The sequence below is a fragment of the Marinobacter persicus genome, from assembly GCF_900114155.1.
Classification (GTDB): Bacteria; Pseudomonadota; Gammaproteobacteria; order Pseudomonadales; family Oleiphilaceae; genus Marinobacter; species Marinobacter persicus.
In genome coordinates this window covers 20,034-38,597 of sequence record NZ_FOSC01000001.1, presented here as the reverse complement: position 1 = coordinate 38,597, position 18,564 = coordinate 20,034, and the positions used below count along the sequence as shown (strand labels likewise).

Genomic DNA, 18,564 nt, shown 5'->3' with positions numbered 1-18,564 from the left:
TCTGTTCGTAGGGTGGGCCCTTTCCGGCGTCCACTGGCTGCCACTGACGTCCATGGGGCCCACCGAAATACCTAGAGGCTCCAGCCTCTCGTTGCTCCATGGGTCATATCACGTTCGACTTGCTTTTCCAGCAACCATGCGTGCACCTCGGAATCAATCCAGCCGACGGCTCTGCCGCCAAGGTAGATAGGCCGTGGAAACGTGCCCGCATCAACATATTTGTACAGTGTGGACCTGGCCAGTCCGGTTTTATCTTGCACTTCCGCCAGTCTGAGCACTCTCATAGATCTTTCTCCTCCAATTGCTCAGAGTATTTGTCGGAGAGTTCAAGCGGTCATGCCGGGCGGCTCAGTGTCCACATCAAGCTAGGAGTTATCGACGTCGACTCAGCGCCCAGAATTAAAAGGCCTGCCCTGATATAAACGAGGCCGCCCACGACGTGGTCCGTCCTGACTGCTCGGTTTGCGGCTTGTCTGGAAGGTCCTGCCGTTAACCAACATAGCGGCGTATTCGTCGATCTTGGTCAGGTATTTGGCCAGCTTGAAAAGCCCTTGTTGTTTTGCGGTGTCATGGTAGTCGATGCATCCCATGGCGTTGTAGTGGTAGGTTTGCTCGGCATCGAGGTTGCAATTCCAAGGATGACCTTGGCCGCCGGTAATGGCCTTGGCCCACATTTCACTAATAAGGCGAGCCTTTGTAATGTCCTCCTGGCATTGGTGGCCATCGAAGAAAAAGATGAAGTGGTAATGGAAACCCTTTTTGGGCTGCCATTCCAGTTTCCAGGCGTAGCCCAACAAATGGTTGAACAGTGGGTCGGTATTAAATGCGTGGCAAAGTTGCTTTCGGTGATAACGGGCCGTCTCGTAGCCAATGTAGGGACTATCGAACTCGCTGTAGCCCAGATCTACTCGAACAACCATCAGGCGACTGTGGCACTCGAAGAGGGCTTCCATGAGCTCACACAGGCGTTTGTAATTGTTGCGGCTGTTACGTCGGTTGCGATTACATTCGTAAGTAAAGTCCAGCTGGTTCATGCTCTGGTGCCAGGCTTCCAGTCGTTGATTGAGATCAGTGAGGACCTGCTCTGCTTCGTGACGGCTCATTGCTGGTGGTTGGCGAAATCCAGCCTCATGAAGGTACGCGCACTGACCAAAGGCCCACAGGAAGCGCGTAGCGTAGGGACTGGGTCGATAGTACTGACCAATATCTGTTTCATGAAACATGGTCACTAATACAGTGAAAAGTGTGGTCAGTCTCTCTAACAGCGGATCTGGGGCCAACACCACCGTATCTGCGCCGAAGGCCTCTGGCTGAATGAGTCGCTGGTGATCAAGGAACTGCCGCGTATTGGCCATAGCTTTCAGCTGTTGGTCGACCCAGACCAGATCGTTGCGCCAGTGGTAATCTGAGGGCATCGCAATTGGCTGGCCTGCTGCATTGGTAATGATTTCACTGCCGTGTAATCCGCCCAACCAGTCCAGCATCTCTTCATCGTTCGGGGTATCGTAGTAAGCGTATTGGTCCATTGTAAGTCTCCAGGTTAGATGGCCTGAGCGTTGTGCTCGTACCATTACCCCGGTATGTAAAAAGTTATCTGTCCTCCTGAACGTAATTCGGTTAAGCCCCTTTTGATGCTCGTTTGAATTGCTGAATGCGGTTCATTGCCACCTGTATCCACTGCATTGCTTTAAGGTGTTGATTCTCTCAATATCTCTGTAATCACTCCCAGTACCGCAATGGGCTTTCACTGTGTGAGCCCATCTCCTCTTTGCTACTGTATCCACTGATAAGGCGTACTGCTGATAGCCAATAACATACAAACCCAAAAGGGGATGGGTCACTTTGCTAGGACAGGCGGGAATGCTGGATGCTGGATGTGGCGCAAAACTGGAGGATAGATCGATTGGTTGCAAAAAGAATTAGTGTCGGTAGCGGGTCTAGCCAGAGGCGTTACTGAGAACGGTATATTGAGGTTGGGTCAGGCAGCTTCGGAAAACGCTTCAGATTCATTGAGGAGCTCGTCGCTGCTGTCCTCGGCACAGGAAGCCAGCCAATACTCGATTTCGGCTCGCACCCAGCCCACCGAGGCACCTACCAGCGATACCGGAAGCGGAAAATTTCTTTCGTGAATATATTTGTACACCGTTGCCCGGGCGAGGCCTGTTAGCTCCATAACTTGCTTGATGCGGAGGACCCGAAGGCCCGTTTGGCCTTCGCCTTCTTTTCCAATAGTGACGGCCCATGGCGTAGTGTGTTCTGCGTTTCCGGCGACGGAATCACGCTCGCGAATGCGTTCAACAATCCATCGGTCTATTCGATCTGCTCTCCAGCCAACTGACATGCCACCAAGAGTTATGGGGCGGGGAAACAGGCCCCGGCCTGAAAACTTATATATTGATGAGCGGCCGAGGCCTGTTGTGTGAATGACGTCTCTAAGCCGTAAAATCTGCATGTTTGATCTCCTGACCTGTTGGTTCAGAAGATTGGGAGGCGGTGTAAGAAATGATCAGTTTTGCCGAAATGGTGTCCGGGTCAGTTGGGGTTTAGCGTATTAGGAGCAATATCCGTCCCCGTACGCTGATCTCGCCTGTGAAGTCTGCGATAGACGGTGGCGGATTCACTTCTCCGTTTTAGGTAGACTGGCAAGTATCGGGCACGCCAATGGAGGGGTGGCTAGCCCTGTCATTGCCAGAGTGTTGTGCTTGAGCGCATAGACATCTGAAATGCTGTCAACAGTTATCTTTCCCCGCTTTGGGTCAAACCCAAGGGCCATTACAAATTCATTTTTTTGATTTAATCGGGTTCCACTGCCTGCCGTTATTTCGAGCGCGAAGAGCCCCCTTTCGCCTTTGTGTGGGATGGGCAGAATTTGGAAATGGTAGTTCTCGGCGTGATTGGGTAGGGCTTCCGAATAAGTGAGAGCTTTCTTCACCCCACCGGCAATATCGCGTACGGCAGTGCTCATACTCATTTCAATCAATGGAAGTATCGACAGCTCGGGCTGTTTGCTACGAACTGCTTTTTTTTGTCCGGGGTTTTTGGCGTCATCTATTTCTATGATTGCGCGGTAGGCGGATAGCCACTCTCCACGAATTTTGTTGCCAATTATTGTGTTTAGCTCCCCGGCGGTCAGTTCTGATAGTTCGTTCCAGAGTTCTGATAATGTTCTTGAGGCAAGGTCGTGGCAAAGCCAGTTCAGGAAAATCCAGGTAGAAGACGCTTGCAAATTTCCTGCTCGGCTCGCGAGCTTAAGAAGCTCGTCACGTTGGTCGATTTGTACATGCGAGGTACGCCTTTGCTTTAAAAGGCCCTTGCGTAATTCTCTGTGTTGGAAGTGAAAGTAGTTGAGGTACTCATCTGGGATGGACGGGACCGACTGCCCGAAAATCACAATTCCTCCGGATGTCGATTGCCGGTCGAAATCAGGGTGTCTTAAATTCAATGCGTGAACGCTGTTATATCTCCCAGTCAGGCCCGTTGTGTTCCCCCCGGGGAGCGAGACTCGAACGTAGTGAAATTCTCGGAGTTTCGCCATCTGATTCTTGACTTGTCGTATCGCCAATCCGGTCCGTTGAGCCAGGTCAGAAAACCCGATATTTCTGATTATTCCTCCCGCATCGGCCTCTTCAAGCAAGGCAATCATTAGGACCCGCTGAGGTATCGTTAACTGATGCGGCCGCCTACTGATTGGCCGTGGTTTCAATGTCAGTAACTCGTCGACTTTGTGCTGATGTAAGCGCGGTTGATTGTTTAGGGCGAACGAGCATATTTCCGGTTCTTCAATAGTGACTTGGTATCGGACCTGATGGATCTCAGTGGGTTTGGTCTCTTGGACCTCCAGAACACCCAATGAGCGAAGCTCTTTGACGACTTCATAAAATCGTGATTTCGGTAGTTCAATCGCATTGATAATTTCCGTCACCTGATCCACCCACGGCATCTGATTCCCATAACGTGTGACGAATTTAAGCAGGAAAAACCTTGCGAAAGGTGAGCAAGAAATCAATGAAAATCGTAGAAGCATGCCGAACTCAGTTATATATAGTAGGTACTATATACAGTACCCGTGAAACATAACGATTGCACAACGTTTTGTTTATGGTAGCTTGTTACATGAGTACTTAAAAAAATAAATGAGTAGTATTTGCAAATGAGATGGTGTGCTAATTGATTTCAAGGATTGAGAAGTGGGCTGATCGTCTTCAGAAGGAAGAGCTCGTGGACTTTGCGATTGAGCACCTGCAGAAGAACAATGTGGCCCTTCCAGCTGACAACCGTAGAAGGTCCGCAGCAAGAATGCCGCGAAGGGAGCAGCTGGTAGAAATGGTCCTGAGATTGCAAGGGTCTGACGCTGGCAAGCTACGTTACCGATTGCTCCTGGAGTCGGTGAGGCAGGAGCGTGCAAGCAGGGTCCGGGAAAAGGAGAAGAGGCTAATCAAGCGCCTGGATCTGAGGGAGTCCATCTGCGTCAAGTTGGCGGCAATGTCCCGAGCAACCAGGCTGCGTGAATCAACCGTGGTTGAAGATCTGATAACCGATGAAGATGCAGTCAGAAGGGGAGAGAGCGTTGCCCTGAAAAAGCAGCGTCAAAAGATAAAAGAAGATTCCAAGAAATTGAGGGATAGGGAAGACGAGCTGAAGGCTGCCGGCATTGAACTATCCCGACGGGAGGATAGCTTTGCTAAGAGACTGGATCGCCTGGCTGCCTTCGAGAAACTGCTGAGTGCGGTTATGGAATGTGCTGTGGATGACCTCGATGTCCGCATCAATGTTGATCAAGGCGACGGAATCGAGAGCATGATTACCTTTTCGTCTTCGTCAGACTCACCAGATAGCGTGAAGCCTCTGGCTGATGCCTGGAATGCTGTTCTCGATCAATTTGGCAAGGGTGCCCACGATAGTTGAGGCTGTGAAGGAGCAGAGAGTCATTCTGATTTCCTGATCCGGTCTAAGTAATCAGCCCATTCCTGCATCATTACCCTCCGATCCTCAATGCGCGCCGAGCGATTGTAAGCGGCAGCTACTTGGTTGCGCTGTTTGTGGGCCAGTTGAAGCTCAATGATCTCTGGCTGCCAGTTCTGCTCGTGAAGGAGGGTAGATGCTGTTGCCCGGAATCCATGACCCACCATGACAGAGCCATCGTAACCCATCGATTTGAGTGCGACGTTGATTGTGTTCTCTGACAATGGGCGGCCCCGTTTAACGGATTCAAATACCAGGCTTTGGTGGCCAGTGATGGTTTTGAGCTCCTTCAGGATGCCCTGGGCCTGAGTGGATAGCGGTACAGTATGGTCAGGGACTTGTCCTGCTCTCTTGGCCTTCTGGGTGCCCTTCATGCGTTTGCCAGGAACAATCCAGGTTGCGTTGTCCAGATCTATTTCGCTCCATTCTGCGTTGCGAAGCTCTCCCGGTCGTAGAAATAGCAAGGGAGCCAGCTTCAGAGCGGCCCTGGTTGTTGCGTGCCCTCCATAGGCATCGATGGCCTTCAGCAGCTTGCCTAACTCCTCTGGGCTGGTGATGGCGGAACGGTGTCTGGTGGGGGTGGTTTTGAGTTGCCCTCTCAACGTTGCTGTGGGATCAATCTCAGCGCGATCTGCTGCCACTGCATATCGAAAGATCTCGCCAATGCGTTGCCGGATTCGGTGTGCGGTCTCGTGCTTACCTTGGTCTTCAATGGGTCTCAGGGCCTCCATGACAGTGGCGGCTTTGATTTCCCTGATCGGCAAGTGGCCCAGTTTAGGGAAAGCCCATGTTTCGAGCCTTCTCTTCGCAACTTCCAGCGTACTATCGGCAAGCTCGCCTTTCTTTAGCTTGAGCCAGTCCTCTGCGACAGCCTTGAAGGTGTCTGCCTGTTCTTTCAGGGCGGCCTTCTTTTCTTTTCTGACCTCGTTTGGATCAATGCCGTCGGCAATCTGTTCCCGGGCGCCCGTTCGACGCTCCCTAGCCAGCTTCAGCGAGACATCCGGGTAGACGCCAAGGGCAAGTGTTTTCTCCTTGCCGTCAAATCGGTACTTCATCCTCCAATACCTCCCGGAGGGCTGGATGTCCAGGTACAGTCCGGCTCCATCCGAGAGCTTGGTTCGTTTACCGAATTTCTCGAACTTGGCGGATTGGATTTTTTTGTCGGTCAGGAGGTTTATAGGCCTGGACATGGCGGGGCTTGAGCTCTTTTTGGGGGTACAAAATCTACTATAGCGGGGCGAACTTCAGTTTGCACCCCGGATGTACCCCCAGAACATGTAGATTGGGGCGGAATATTGTGGATCGATAAGGACACCGTTTTTCGAAAAAAGACTTTTAAAACAGGTGTTTGGGGTTGGTTGTGGATCGATGCGGAAGGGTAACTGGTACCCCCGGCAGGACTCGAACCTGCTACCTTCCCCTTAGGAGGGGGACGCTCTATCCAGATGAGCTACGGGGGCTTTTTGAAGAGGGCGTATCATAGCCGGCACCGGCTTGGGTCTCAAGGGGTGCCGGCCAGGTATGGTGGCGGGTTGCGTTGGTTGGTCAGTTCACCGTGGGTTGGCGGCGCAGCTGTTCCAGCACCTGACCTGCGTCGGGAAGCTGTTCACTGGTGCTGACCAGTAGCGCATTTTTACGTTCCAGAAGCGCTTTTTCAAAGGTGTTCTGCAGTTCCTCCAGAGACACCTTGCGGATCGCGTCGGCCAGGCGTTCACGGCTGTCAAAGTCGTGGTTTTCCCGATCGATTTCCTGCCAGTAGCGGCTGGAGATTTCGCCCAGTTGACGTTCGTTTTCCAGCAGGCGGCTGATCACGGCCTGTTTTTCACGGTCAAGGCGGTTGTCATCCAGTTTGGCGAGTTCATCGGTAAAGTTTGTGGCAAATTCGCTCACGGCCTGGTCGATGGTCTGGCTCCTGGCTTCGGGGGACTGCACCACCAGCGCCACTGCCGGGGTTTCCAGTATTTCGAAGTTGGTGGCGTAGACAATGTACCCCAGTTGCCGGTTGGTGCGGATTTCCTCGTAGAACGGGCTGCCGATAATCTGGGCAAGCAGGTGGTAACGCGCCCGCTCCTCATAACCGGTGTTGTCTCCCTGCAGGTAGAGGGTGTAGCCGGTATCCGGATGGTCGATCTCAAGGCCGGCGTCTGTCTGGCCTTCTGGCAGTTGGCGAATGCCCGCCCGGGCTACGTCGGTGCGTCCGCCAACTGCCAGCACCTGTGCTTCAACCCGTTTGGCCAGGTTGAGGGCGGAGGCTTCGGTCAAGTTGCCGTGGGCGAGCATGACCGGGTCGGTCTGCGCCAGCAGCTTTTGGGCAAAGACCTGCAAATCCTTCAGTGAAACGTCACGGGCCGCGGCCAGTTTGGCGTCCGTCGGGAAGGTGCCTTCAATCAGTGCTGTCTGGACAAACTCGGAGGTTTGTTGCACCGGGCGGTTTTTCGCTTTGTTTTCCAGGCTGTCGATGAGCCGTTGCTGTGCCAGATTGAAGCGCTGTTCTGTCAGTTCCGGGCTGGCCAGTTCGGCCAGCACCCGGCTCAGCAGGGTGTGCAGTTTGTCATTGTAGCCGCCCACGCGCACGGTGATGCCCCGCAAATGGCCGTACACACGGTAATCCAGCCCTGCCAGTCTGGCCGGGTAGGTCTGGGCGTTGAGCCCATGGTTGACGGCATCCAGCAAGAGTTGGGTCAGTACTTTTTCGCGGGCTGAGCCCCTGGCCGCCGGCGTGCGCAGGCTGACCAGTACATTGGCTTTCGGGGTTTCAAAGCGGGTGTCGCGGGCGTACCACACATCCAGGCCGGACAGCTGTGCCAGGCGTTTAGGCTGTTCCATGGTCTGGCCAGGCACCAGTTCCAGGTCTTCCGGTACGAAAGGGTTCACTTCCGGCAGCGTTAACTTGTTGGCCAGTCGGGCACTGGCGGTGCTGGTGATATCCAGCGGCACTCTTTGCCAGGGGGTCTGGTACCACTGGGTGATCTGCGGATTATCCAGTTCCGGTGTGGGCTCTGATACGCGCACCAGCAGGTTGTCGGGAGTGAGCTGTGCCAGTACTTCACGGTACTGTTCCGGTGCGTAACGTTCCATCAGCCAAGGAGCGCTCAAAACGTCTTCCGCCGGGTAATCCCGCAACAGACGGGACAGGCGCATGGCCTCGCTGGTTGGCTTGCCTTTTTCCCGGTAGCGGAAATCGATGGTGGCCAGTTGCTGCATTTCCCGGAACCGGCTCTCTTCAATGCCGTTCTCACGGATTTTGTCCAGGTAGTCGAAGGTCAGGGCGATGATCTCGTCCTGGCGCTTCAGGCCTTCGCGGGTCAGCGACAGGCTGATTTCCAGGGTGGCGTGTTCGCCGGTGTCCATGCCCAGGCCGGCAGACAGGCTTTCCGCCAGGCCGGCTTTTTTCAGTACATCAAACAGGCTGCCTTCGCCTTCGTGGCCAATCAGGTTGGCCAGGTACGAGACCGGTTTGGTTTTGTAGTTGGCTTTTTGTGACGGTATGGGGAAAGCCAGGGTCATGTGCCGGCTGTCTTTCAGGCTTTCGGCGGTGATTTTTTCCGGCAGCCGGTCCACATCCAGCACCGGCTGGGGGTGGGTTTTCGGGCTCAGGTTGCGGTTTTCTATGGCGCTGAAGCGCGGGCGCACCATTTGTTCGAGATCGTCCAGGCTCTGTGGGCCGTAAACCGCCAGGGTCATGATGTTGGCGGAGTAATGCTGTTGCCAGAACTCGATGAGGTCAGGGCGTAGCGGGTTGTCGTCGGTGTTCTCCAGGGTGGTCAGGTTGCCCACGGCAAAGCGGCTGAATGCATGGTCCGGGTTGCCGCCGGCTTTGCGCACCGATAACAGTCGCCGGGCATCGTCTTTCAGTTTGGCGGTAAATTCCGAGTGCACGGCGTTGCGCTCCCGGTCCACCAGTTCTGGTGTGAACAGTGGTGCGGAGAACTGCTGGGCGAAGCGGTCCAGGGCCGGCTCCAGGAATTCGGCTTCCACGTCAAAGAAATAGTTGGTGTCCTGGAAGGCGGTAAAGGCGTTATGACTGCCACCGTGGCTGCGGATGAACTGCTGGTATTCGCCGGCATCGGGGTATTTTTCGGTTCCCAGGAACAGCATGTGCTCCAGAAAATGGGCGAGACCGGCCCTGTCATCGGGGTCGTCGCCACTGCCAACGGCCACGTTCAGGGAGGCTGCCGCTTTTTCCGCTTGTGGATCGGAAACCAGCATCACCCGAAGGCCATTGTCCAGTTCCAGAAAACGGTAGTCGTTGTTGTCGTTGGGGCTTTTGGTGGGATTCACGCTGGCGTTCACCGTCGGGCTGAGAAATAACGTTATCATCAGGATCAGAAGAAAAACCGGCAGGTGCCTGGCACCTGTGAAACGGGCGTGTTCCGCGTTCATAAAGCCCCTCGTTCAAGTGAATTCAGCGGTGGCGGACAACAGCGACGGGACGTCAGTGCACCCGGGTGTTGTTGCCGGTGCTCGGTTGTTGTTCCAGGGTTTGCCGGGCCAGGTCGGCGGCTTTCTCGCTGCTCAGGTCACCGGCGGCGATGCGTTCGAGTACGGTGGCCATAATGGCGATGTTCTGCTGGTATTCGGAAAATTCGGCCTGGAAGGCGCTGTCAATGGCCTGGTAGACCGCCTGGATTTTCTCTTCCCGGGAGCCGTTGTCGGTGGCGGTATCGTTGATGGCCTTCAGGCAGGCCCGGGCAATGGTGATGTAACGTTCGGTATTGGCTTGATCTGTCATGGAGATGAGTCCGGATCGGATTATTCGTGGAAGGTGAGACGCGGCCGGGCCCAGGAAGTTCCCGGCGCGTGGTGTCAGGATTGGCCGTTTTCGTTACTGTCGGCCGCAGGCTCTACAGCGGGTGGCGGAAAGCCGCCCAGTTCTTTCCAGCGGTTAACAATGGTGCAGAACAGATCGGCGGTTTTTTCGGCGTCGTAGGCGGCGGAGTGCGCTTCCTTGTTGCTGAACGGAATGCCCGCCAGTTTGCAGGCCTGGGCCAGTACCGTGTGGCCATAGGCCAGGCCTGCCAGGGTGGCGGTGTCAAAGGTGGAGAACGGGTGGAACGGATTGCGCTTGATGTCGGCGCGCATGGCGGCGGCAAAAACGAAGTTGTGATCAAAGGTGGCGTTGTGGCCGACCAGGACAGCCCGTTTGCAGTCATGGGCTTTCACGGCCTTGCGAATCGGCAGGAAAATTTCGCTCAGGCCTTCGCGCTCCGGCACCGCTTCGCGGTCGAGGCTCCAGGGGTCGATGCCGGTGAAATCCAGGGCTGACTGTTCCAGGTTGGCACCTTCGAACGGATCGATCTGCTGTACGTGGGTTTCACCGCGCACCAGCCAGCCGTCGTCGTCCATGGTGAGCATCACGGCAGCAATTTCCAGCAGGGCGTCGCGCTCGGCATTGAAGCCGGCGGTTTCAACATCGACCACCACCGGCAAAAAGCCGCGGAAACGACGGGACAGGGGATGGGGCTGTTTGTTTTCGTCTGACACTCGAACTCCGATGTTCGCGTTGTGAATGTGGGTGTTGTTTACGCCAGGCGCCAGTTAACGGTTTCACCGGCTTTCAGGGGCACAATGTGGCCGTCTGCCAGCGGCAGCTTATCGGGCATGGTCCAGGGCTCGCGCACCAGGGTGATGGTGTCGGTGTTTCTGGGCAGGCCGTAAAAGTCCGGGCCATTGTGGCTGGCGAAGGCTTCGAACTTGTCCAGAATGCCCAGCTCGTCAAAAATATCCGCATACAGGCCGATTGCGCCGTAGGCGGAGTAACAGCCGGCGCAGCCACACGCGGCTTCTTTTTTGTCCCGCGCGTGCGGGGCGGAATCGGTACCCAGGAAAAAGCGTGGGTCGCCACTGGCCACCGCTTCACGCAGGGCCTTCTGGTGCTGGTTGCGCTTGAGAATGGGCAGACAGTAAAGGTGCGGGCGAATGCCGCCCACCAGCATGTTGTTGCGGTTGTACATCAAGTGCTGAGGCGTGAGGGTGGCACCCAGATTGCCGCCCTGGTGGTTGCGGACAAACGCCACGGAATCGGCGGTGGTGATGTGTTCCAGCACGACCTTCAGATTGGGGAAGGCGGCCAGGGTTGGCGCCAGCACCCGTTCCAGGAAGACCTTTTCCCGGTCAAAAATGTCTATGTCCCCGTCGGTGACCTCGCCGTGCACCAGTAGCAGCATGCCGCATTCGGCCATGGCTTCCAGCACCGGGTAGATGTTGCGGATGTCTGTCACACCTGATGCAGAGTTGGTGGTTGCGCCGGCCGGGTAGAGTTTGGCCGCGATAATACCGGCGGCTTTTGCCTCGCGGATGGTTTCCGGTGTGGTGCTTTCGGTGAGGTACAGGGTCATCAACGGCTGGAAGCCGGTGTCGCCGGCGGCTGCCAGAATACGTTCCCGATAGGCCAGGGCAGCTTTTGTGTCGGTTACCGGCGGTACCAGGTTGGGCATGATGATGGCCCGGCCGAAGCAGGCGGCGGTGGCCGGTACCACGCTGTTGAGCACTTCACCGTCGCGCACGTGCAGGTGCCAGTCGTCCGGGCGGGTAATGGTCAGTTGTCTGGTCATGAAGTCATCCGCAAAGCAGCCAAAAATTTTGCTGGAGTATACCAGAAGGCAGGGCGAATGTTTGCCCCGGGGCGAAGGCCGGGCTCAAGTAATGCCCGGGGTTGCCGTTAAGGAGTCAGTTGACTGTTTTCGTCGAACTTTCTCGTTGTATTACTCGGGACATGACTATGGCTAACGGGTTTCGCCCCTCTCTAAGGTACCGTCTCAGGCACGGGTGGGCTGTGCTGTGCGGCACTGCGCTGTTGCCGGTGATGATCGGGCCGGTGCAGGCCTCCAGTTACGGCGCCGGTATCGAGAACAGCCAGTGGTACCTCTCGGAATCCATTTTTGAATGTTCCCTGGTGCACGATGTGCCCGGTTACGGTCGTGCGGTGTTTCGCCACCGGGCCGGCGAGCAGCTCAGTTTCTATCTGGAAAGCGATACGCCGGTTATGCGGCCGGGGCAGGGGCGGTTGGTTGTGGAAGCGCCCGCATGGCGCCCGGGCGTGGCGCCAAGAGCCATTGGCGCGGTGAATGTCTCCGGCGACCGGCGTACGGTTCGTTTGGGCAACCGGGAAGCCATGGCGGTGGTGCAAGGGTTGCTGGACGGTATGCGCCCGACACTGAGCCGCCAATCCCGCTATCAGGACAGACCGGTGCGGGTTCAGCTATCGAATGTGAATTTTGCCGGGCCCTGGGCAGGATACCGGGAATGCACCTCGACCCTGTTGCCGGTGAATTACGATCAGGTGCGTCGTTCACGCATTCCGTTTGCCAGTGCCAGTTCCCGCTTGTCCAGAGCCGACCGGGAATGGCTTGATAAGGTAGCCACGTTTGTATTGGCTGATCCGGCCATTGAGCGGGTGTTTGTCGATGGCCATTCGGACAGCATTGGTAGTCGAATCGATAACCGGGCACTGTCAGAAGAGCGGGCGCAGGCGGTGGCCGATTACCTGGAGGCTCAAGGCGTGGACCCGGATATGATGACCGTGCGCGCCCATGCCGACCAGTATCCCGCGTCCCGGCGGGCGGCTGATAACCGGCGGGTGACCATTCGTCTGCAACGGGAAGGTGAGCGGCCGGCGTTTCAGCAGGCCAATGCCGGCGGCGAGGACTTTTCAGGGTAAGGCAGGCGTGGTGGTCTGCTCAGGCCGCCGTCAACACCTCAAGGTGGGCGATCACACTGTCACACAGTGCTTCCATGTGATAGCCCCCTTCCAGCATCGAGACCAGGCGGCCACCGGCATATTCTGCGGCCAGGTCAACCAGCCATTGGGTAATCCAGCGGAAGTCATCGGTCTCAAGGTTCAGCTCGCCCATGGGGTCCAGCCGGTGGCCGTCGAACCCCGCCGAGACCACCACTAATTGTGGTCTGAAGGCCCGAAGTGGCTCCTGCCAGGCGTCCATAACCTGTTTACGATAATCCTCCGAGCCACAGCCGGCTTCAATGGGCACATTGATGATGTTGCCCGCCTGCCGGTAAACGTGGGAATGGGGAAAAAACGGGTGTTGGAAGCTGGAGCACATCAGCATGCGTTGGTCGCCGCCAACGATGTCCACCGTGCCATTGCCCTGGTGTACGTCAAAATCGATGATCGCCACCCGGTCAATGTCGTAGTTGGTCAATGCGTGCAGGGCGGCCAGCGCCGGGTTGTTGTAGAAGCAAAACCCCATGGACCGGGCGCGTTCGGCGTGGTGCCCGGGTGGACGCACGCAGGCAAAGGCATTGCGGGAGGCCCCCGTCATAACCCGGTCAACCGCCTGCACGCAGGCACCGGCAGCCAGACGAGCGGCGCGCAGGGTGGTGGGGGTCATCGCGGTCTCTTCATCGGTAAACACTCGCCCGTGTGTGGGCTGCAGTTCTTCGAGCTGCCGCAGGTAGCTCTCGGGGTGTACCGTCAGTAGTTGTTCCCGGGTAATTTCATCGGGGCGAATCCACTGCAGTTCCTGCGCCAGCCGGGTGTCCGCCAGGCGCGCCAGAATGCGTGAAATACGCTCCGGGCTTTCCGGGTGGTCCGGGCCCATGTCGTGTTTCATGCAGTCGTCGTGGGAGTAGAAAGCCGTTGTCATGAGCCGGAATCCGAACCTCGATGGAAACAGGGCGACATGGTAGCAGGCGAGGGTGAAGCCTGTCCTGCCTGTTGTTTTCAATGCTGTTGATAGCGCGCAGGCATCAACCTGACCGGATGTACGTTAAGATAGAGGCATCAAGTGTCGACGATTGCCAACACACGCTGGTGCCGGCGTCAGGGAGAGAGATTTTGAGTACCCGCTATCTGGAAAGCCTGTTTAACCCCCAATCCATTGCCGTGGTGGGCGCGTCCGAGCGGTCCAAGAATCTCGGTGGTGTGGTGGTTCGAAACCTGCTGGAGGGCAATTACCCGGGGCGCCTGGCGGTGGTGAACCGCCGTGGCTACAAGGAGGTTTACGGTGTGCCGTGCCATAGCCGGATCGGCGAGCTGGATTTTGTGCCGGAACTGGCCATTGTCTGTACGCCGCCGGTCACCGTGCCCAGGGTGGTCCGACGGTTGGGTGAAATTGGTGTGCGCACCGCCATTGTGATGACCGGTGGCATGTCCCGTACCCACAGTAAAAGCGGCAAACCGCTTATGTACTCTGTGCGCGAGGCCGCGAGGAAAACCGGCCTGCGGGTGCTTGGGCCAAACACCATCGGGTTGATCGTGCCGGGCCGGCAGTTGAACGCAACCTACGCGCACATCGGCTCCTTGCCCGGAAAAGTCGCTTTTGTTGGTCAGTCCGGCGCCATTGCCAGTTCGGTGCTGGACTGGGCCTATGCCCGGGGGGTGGGCTTCTCCTACTTCCTCACACTCGGTGATGGCATGGACATCGGTCATGATGACCTCATCGATTACCTGGCCCAGGACACCCAGACCCGCGCCATTCTTCTGCATATGGAGAACATCCCCAATCCCCGAAGGTTTATGTCGGCGGTGCGGGTGGCGTCGCGCACCAAGCCGGTGATCGCGGTGAAATCAGGCCGGGTGCCGGAATCCGAGTGGGAGCCCCACGAGCTGCCAGCCGGTATCCGCCGCAGTGACCCGATTTTCGATGCCATGCTGCAACGAGCCGGTGTGTTGAGGGTGGATGGTCTGGGGCAGATGTTCGACGCCCTGGAGACTCTGACCCGCATGCGCCCGTTACGCCGCGAATCCCTGGCCATCATGGGTAACGGTGTGGGCCCGGGAGTGCTGGCGGTTGACCGTCTGGCGGATCTCGGGGGCGAATTGGCGGAGCTTTCCCCACAGACCCTTAATGCACTGTCGGAGATTCTGCCCCCTTACTGGACCCGCAAGAACCCGATTGATCTGAACTACGATGCCACCCCGGAAATCTATGCCCAGGCCATCCAGATACTGGCAAAGGACCCCGGCATCGCCAATGTGCTGGTGATGTACGCTCCGACCCTGACGGGTAACAGCCTGGAAACCGCCAATGCCGTGGTGGAAGCGGCCAAAGGCACCCGTCTGAACGTGTTCACCTGCTGGCTGGGGCAAAGCACGGTAATGGAATCCCGTGATGTGTTCTACCGGGCCGGCCTGCCATCTTTCTTCAATCCGGAAAAGGCGGTGATGGCGTTCATGCAGCATGTGCGTCACCAACGGTTCCAGCGCCTTCTGACGGAAACGCCGGAATCCTTTACAGACCACTTTGCCGATCACAGTGATACCCGTCGGGTGTTGACCCGGGCGCTCGCCCAGGGCCGCTATTACCTGTCGAACCGAGAAGCCCGGGGCGTTATCCGGGACTATGGCATAAGCACTGTCGACACCATGTACTGTGACGATGTGGAAGAAGTGTTACAGGTGTTTGCGGTTGAGCGGCGGCCGATCGATGTCACCGTATTGCATCAGGATGCCTGTTATCCATTCATGGAGTTGAGCCCGTCACAGCGACGCTACAAAGGCACACTGAAAAAGCTGGGCAATGAGCAGGCGATTATGGATGGCTGCCATTTTCTGATGGACGAATATCTCCGGCATTTCCCGGACAGTGGTTTCCTGGGCTTTTCGGTGCAGCGTTCCTACCAGCATGTGGGTGGCATTGAGTTTAGTGTCGGCATCACCCGTGACCCGGTGTACGGTCCGCTGGTGGTGTGTGGCGCGGCCGGTGCCCAGGTCAGTATCATGGCCGACCGGCAGATTGCCCTGCCACCCCTGAACATGGTGCTGGCAAGGGAGTTGCTGCGGCGTACCTATATGTACAAACTGCTGGAGGAACACAGTCTGCGCCCGGAGGAGGACATTCGCGCGGTCTCTGAAACCCTGGTGACTTTGTCCCAGATGGCGATCGACATGCCGGAAATCCGTGGTCTGGAGATCTCGCCGTTGCTGTTTAACGGCGACGGGGCGGTGGCGGTCAGCGTTGCCATTGATCTGGATGATGAACCGGGCCAGCCGATCATCCAGCCCTATCCCCGGGAACTGGAGGAATGGATCGTGCTGCCCAAATCCGGCCGGCGGGTGATCATTCGTCCGGTGCTGGCGGAGGACGAGCCAGCACACCGGGAATTTCACGAGCACCAGTCTCCGGAATCCATCCGTTACCGGTTTTTCCAGTACCGGAAGCACTTTTCCCGGGAGGATGTGGCGCAGATGGTGCAGATTGACTACGACCGGGAGATGGTATTTATCGCCAACGCCCGGCGAGAGGGCGGTGGCGGCGAGGAAACCCTGGGCACCGTGCGCACCTGGACCGATGCCGACAACCTGCGCTGTGAATTCGCCGTGATGGTGGACGATCGTATGAAAGGCGAAGGCCTGGGATTGCGGTTGATGCAGAAGATGATCAATTACTGCCGTGCCCGGGGCACCATCGAAATGGTGGGCGATGTACTGCCGGATAACCGGCCCATGTTACAGCTGGCGGAACATTTGGGGTTCGATATCCGCTATAACCATGAAGAAGATGTGATGGAATTGCGGTTGTTGCTCAATGAGCCGCAAAGCGACTGGCAGAAGGAACAACTGAAAAAGCACGGATGAGAGACTGTGTGGCGGGGCGGTCATCGGGCTTGCGTGATGACTGCCCCGCCGCAGCTGGTTATTCCTCCACGATGGCCGAACGGTCTTCGCCGCCGAGGGCGTCCAGCAGCCCCGGAATCATTCGGGACAACTCCAGGGTCATCAGCGTAAAGGCGGCGTCGAATCGGGCCACAGCGTCATCGCCATCGACTTCCTCCAGCTGATCCTGCAGGGTTTCACCGAATTTCAGGCGGCGGATCCCCAGTTCCTCATCCAGTACGAATGAGACGTTGTCGTCCCAGGTCAGCGCCAGCTTGGTTACCTGCATGCCGGCGTCCAGATGATTGCGTATTTCCTCGGCTTTCAGGTCCAGCCCCTTGCAGCGCACCACGCCGCCGTCTTCGGACGGGTCTTTCAGCTCGCACTCGCTGCCCAGTACCACGGTGGCCGGGTGGTCCACGGTTTCATTGAGCCAGCCGGTGAAGGTGAATGCCGGAGCCTGTTCCACCGCCGGCGGGCGAACCGGCAGTGAGCCCAGGCTTTTACGCAGGGTGGAGGCCAGGTCGTCGGCCTGTTTGGCCGAACCGGCATCCACCACCAGGAACCCATCCTGGGGGGCCAGGTAGGCGTAGCAGCGACGGTTGCGGGAAAATGCCTGGGGCAGCATTTCCAGCATCACCTGTTCCTTGATCTCATCTTTTTCCTTTCGGCGAACCTTGCGGCTCTGCTCCAGCTCGATGGCCTCGGCGCGCTCTTCCACGGCCTCTTTCACCACCGGGCCGGGCAGAATTTTTTCTTCCTTGCGCAGGCAAATCAGGTGGTAACCGTTGGCGCTGTGCACCAGTTGCTCGCCGTGCTTACCCAGCGGCGGTACCCAGCCGGAACGGGTGGTTTCCTGCGGGCCGCACGGCTTGAAGGCGTCCGCCTGCAGCTTTTCTTCGAGCTCCTCGGCGGAGATGTCGAACGGCTTGCTAAAACGAAATAATCGGGCGTTACGAAACCACATGGGTTTGAATATCCTTGTTGCGGTGTCAGATCAGGGTGGCCGGGTCAGATCAGATTTGCATGATTTCGACCAGTACGGTCTTGATGATGAAACCAACCACCCCGGCACCGAGTACGGTGAACAGGGCCATGGTGCCGAATTTGCCGGCCTGGGATTTCTTTGCCAGGTCCCAGACGATGAATCCCATCCAGACAATAAGGCCGGTCAGAAGCACCAGCATGGCGATCTGGGAAAATACTGCTTCGTTCATGGAGTCTCCGAATTCAACAGAACATGAGTGTGATGATGCGCGCGAACAAACCTTTTACTGTTCGTCGCGGAGGAAAACCCAGTTGTTGTTGTCGGATTGGTCTTCACTGAAGTAGTAGCCGTCCAGATTGAAGCCTTTCAGGTCTTCGGCATTGCTGATGCGATTCTGGATGGCGTAGCGGCACATCAGGCCGCGGGCCTTTTTGGCGTAGAAGCTGATCATCTTATACTGGCCATTTTTCCAGTCCTTGAACTGGGGGGTGATCAGCCGGGCGTCCAGTTCCTTTTTCTTCACGCTTTTGAAGTATTCATTGGACGCGAGGTTTACCATTACCTTGTCGTCGGCGGCCAGCAAGTCATTCAGGGCATGGGTGATTTTGCTGCCCCAGAATGCGTAAAGGTCTTTGCCGCGGGTATTTTCGAATTTTGTGCCCATCTCAAGCCGGTAGGGTTGCATCAGATCCAGTGGCTTGAGCAGACCATACAAGCCGGAAAGAATGCGCAGATGGGTTTGGGCAAAGCTGAAGTCTTCCTCACTGAAGCTTTCTGCGTCCAGGCCGGTGTAGACATCGCCCTTGAACGCCAGCACCGCCTGGCGGGCATTGTCCGGGGTGAACGGCGTGTGCCAGGTGCGGAAGCGTTCGGCATTCAGCTGGCCGAGCTTGTCGCTGATGCTCATCAGATTGCTGACCTGATGCGGTTCCAGTTCCTTGAGCTGGTCGACCAGCTCGCAGGCGTCGTCCAGGAAATCCGGCTGGCTGTGGGTTTCTGTCGCCAGCGGGCTGTCGTAATCCAGCGTTTTGGCGGGGGAAATGATCATCAACATGACTGG

At 57.0% G+C, this 18,564-nt stretch carries 16 protein-coding genes and 1 tRNA gene; 3 read left to right on the top strand and 14 right to left on the bottom strand.

All coding sequences use genetic code 11. The features are described from left to right. Window positions 1–71: 71 nt before the first annotated feature. From BMZ63_RS00170 to BMZ63_RS00155, 4 genes are all read right to left on the bottom strand, one after another. On the bottom strand, window positions 72–284 hold the full coding sequence (locus BMZ63_RS00170; protein WP_004581731.1) for a helix-turn-helix transcriptional regulator: 213 nt from the start codon (window positions 282–284) through the stop codon (window positions 72–74). A 102-nt stretch (window positions 285–386) separates the two neighbouring features. Continuing rightward, on the bottom strand, window positions 387–1,526 hold the full coding sequence (locus BMZ63_RS00165) for a YagK/YfjJ domain-containing protein (protein WP_091700179.1): 1,140 nt from the start codon (window positions 1,524–1,526) through the stop codon (window positions 387–389). Between the two features lie 452 nt (window positions 1,527–1,978). Next, window positions 1,979–2,452, bottom strand: a complete 474-nt coding sequence (locus tag BMZ63_RS15245) for an AlpA family phage regulatory protein (RefSeq protein WP_308429646.1) — start codon at window positions 2,450–2,452, stop codon at window positions 1,979–1,981. A 165-nt stretch (window positions 2,453–2,617) separates the two neighbouring features. Next, window positions 2,618–3,940: a hypothetical protein gene (locus BMZ63_RS00155; RefSeq protein ID WP_091700178.1), complete on the bottom strand. Its 1,323-nt coding sequence runs from the start codon at window positions 3,938–3,940 to the stop codon at window positions 2,618–2,620. Between the two features lie 227 nt (window positions 3,941–4,167). Between BMZ63_RS00155 and BMZ63_RS00150 the strand changes: the two genes are divergently transcribed. Beyond that, window positions 4,168–4,905, top strand: coding sequence for a hypothetical protein (locus tag BMZ63_RS00150; protein ID WP_091700176.1), 738 nt, complete (start codon window positions 4,168–4,170; stop codon window positions 4,903–4,905). A gap of 20 nt (window positions 4,906–4,925) precedes the next feature. Here the strand turns inward: BMZ63_RS00150 and BMZ63_RS00145 are convergent, their stop codons facing one another. The 6 genes from BMZ63_RS00145 to pyrC all read right to left on the bottom strand — a co-directional run bounded on the left by BMZ63_RS00145 (window position 4,926) and on the right by pyrC (window position 11,516). After that, window positions 4,926–6,152, bottom strand: a complete 1,227-nt coding sequence (locus tag BMZ63_RS00145) for a tyrosine-type recombinase/integrase (RefSeq protein WP_091700174.1) — start codon at window positions 6,150–6,152, stop codon at window positions 4,926–4,928. Between the two features lie 193 nt (window positions 6,153–6,345). Next, window positions 6,346–6,422 (bottom strand) — tRNA-Arg (locus BMZ63_RS00140). 85 nt (window positions 6,423–6,507) lie between these two features. Continuing rightward, window positions 6,508–9,345, bottom strand: a complete 2,838-nt coding sequence (locus BMZ63_RS00135; RefSeq protein ID WP_177186997.1) for an insulinase family protein — start codon at window positions 9,343–9,345, stop codon at window positions 6,508–6,510. 52 nt (window positions 9,346–9,397) lie between these two features. Then, a complete protein-coding gene (locus BMZ63_RS00130; RefSeq protein WP_091700172.1) occupies window positions 9,398–9,694 on the bottom strand; it encodes a hypothetical protein in 297 nt (98 codons plus the stop codon). A 74-nt stretch (window positions 9,695–9,768) separates the two neighbouring features. Continuing rightward, window positions 9,769–10,446 carry a ribonuclease T gene (rnt, locus tag BMZ63_RS00125; RefSeq protein WP_091700170.1) on the bottom strand — a complete coding sequence of 226 codons (678 nt, stop codon included), beginning with the start codon at window positions 10,444–10,446 and terminating at the stop codon, window positions 9,769–9,771. A 38-nt stretch (window positions 10,447–10,484) separates the two neighbouring features. Further along, window positions 10,485–11,516 (bottom strand): dihydroorotase, encoded by a 1,032-nt coding sequence (pyrC, locus tag BMZ63_RS00120; RefSeq protein WP_091700169.1) that lies wholly within the window; start codon window positions 11,514–11,516, stop codon window positions 10,485–10,487. Between the two features lie 251 nt (window positions 11,517–11,767). Here pyrC and BMZ63_RS00115 point away from each other — a divergent pair, with 251 nt between their 5' ends. Further along, window positions 11,768–12,622: a flagellar protein MotY gene (locus BMZ63_RS00115; RefSeq protein WP_244888363.1), complete on the top strand. Its 855-nt coding sequence runs from the start codon at window positions 11,768–11,770 to the stop codon at window positions 12,620–12,622. Between the two features lie 19 nt (window positions 12,623–12,641). Here BMZ63_RS00115 and BMZ63_RS00110 read toward each other — a convergent pair whose 3' ends face one another. After that, entirely contained in the window at window positions 12,642–13,565 is a 924-nt protein-coding gene (locus BMZ63_RS00110) for a histone deacetylase family protein (protein WP_091700165.1), read from the bottom strand. A 191-nt stretch (window positions 13,566–13,756) separates the two neighbouring features. Between BMZ63_RS00110 and BMZ63_RS00105 the strand changes: the two genes are divergently transcribed. Then, entirely contained in the window at window positions 13,757–16,498 is a 2,742-nt protein-coding gene (locus tag BMZ63_RS00105; RefSeq protein ID WP_091700163.1) for a bifunctional acetate--CoA ligase family protein/GNAT family N-acetyltransferase, read from the top strand. A gap of 58 nt (window positions 16,499–16,556) precedes the next feature. Here BMZ63_RS00105 and rdgC read toward each other — a convergent pair whose 3' ends face one another. The 3 genes from rdgC to yaaA are packed head-to-tail and all read right to left on the bottom strand — an operon-like array spanning window position 16,557 to window position 18,558. Beyond that, the gene (gene rdgC / locus BMZ63_RS00100; RefSeq protein ID WP_091700161.1) at window positions 16,557–17,483 is read right to left on the bottom strand and encodes a recombination-associated protein RdgC; all 927 of its coding nucleotides are present in this window, start codon (window positions 17,481–17,483) and stop codon (window positions 16,557–16,559) included. 49 nt (window positions 17,484–17,532) lie between these two features. Continuing rightward, the gene (locus tag BMZ63_RS00095) at window positions 17,533–17,733 is read right to left on the bottom strand and encodes a DUF2788 domain-containing protein (RefSeq protein WP_091700159.1); all 201 of its coding nucleotides are present in this window, start codon (window positions 17,731–17,733) and stop codon (window positions 17,533–17,535) included. Between the two features lie 54 nt (window positions 17,734–17,787). Beyond that, window positions 17,788–18,558, bottom strand: coding sequence for a peroxide stress protein YaaA (yaaA, locus tag BMZ63_RS00090; protein ID WP_091700157.1), 771 nt, complete (start codon window positions 18,556–18,558; stop codon window positions 17,788–17,790). Window positions 18,559–18,564: the final 6 nt, after the last annotated feature.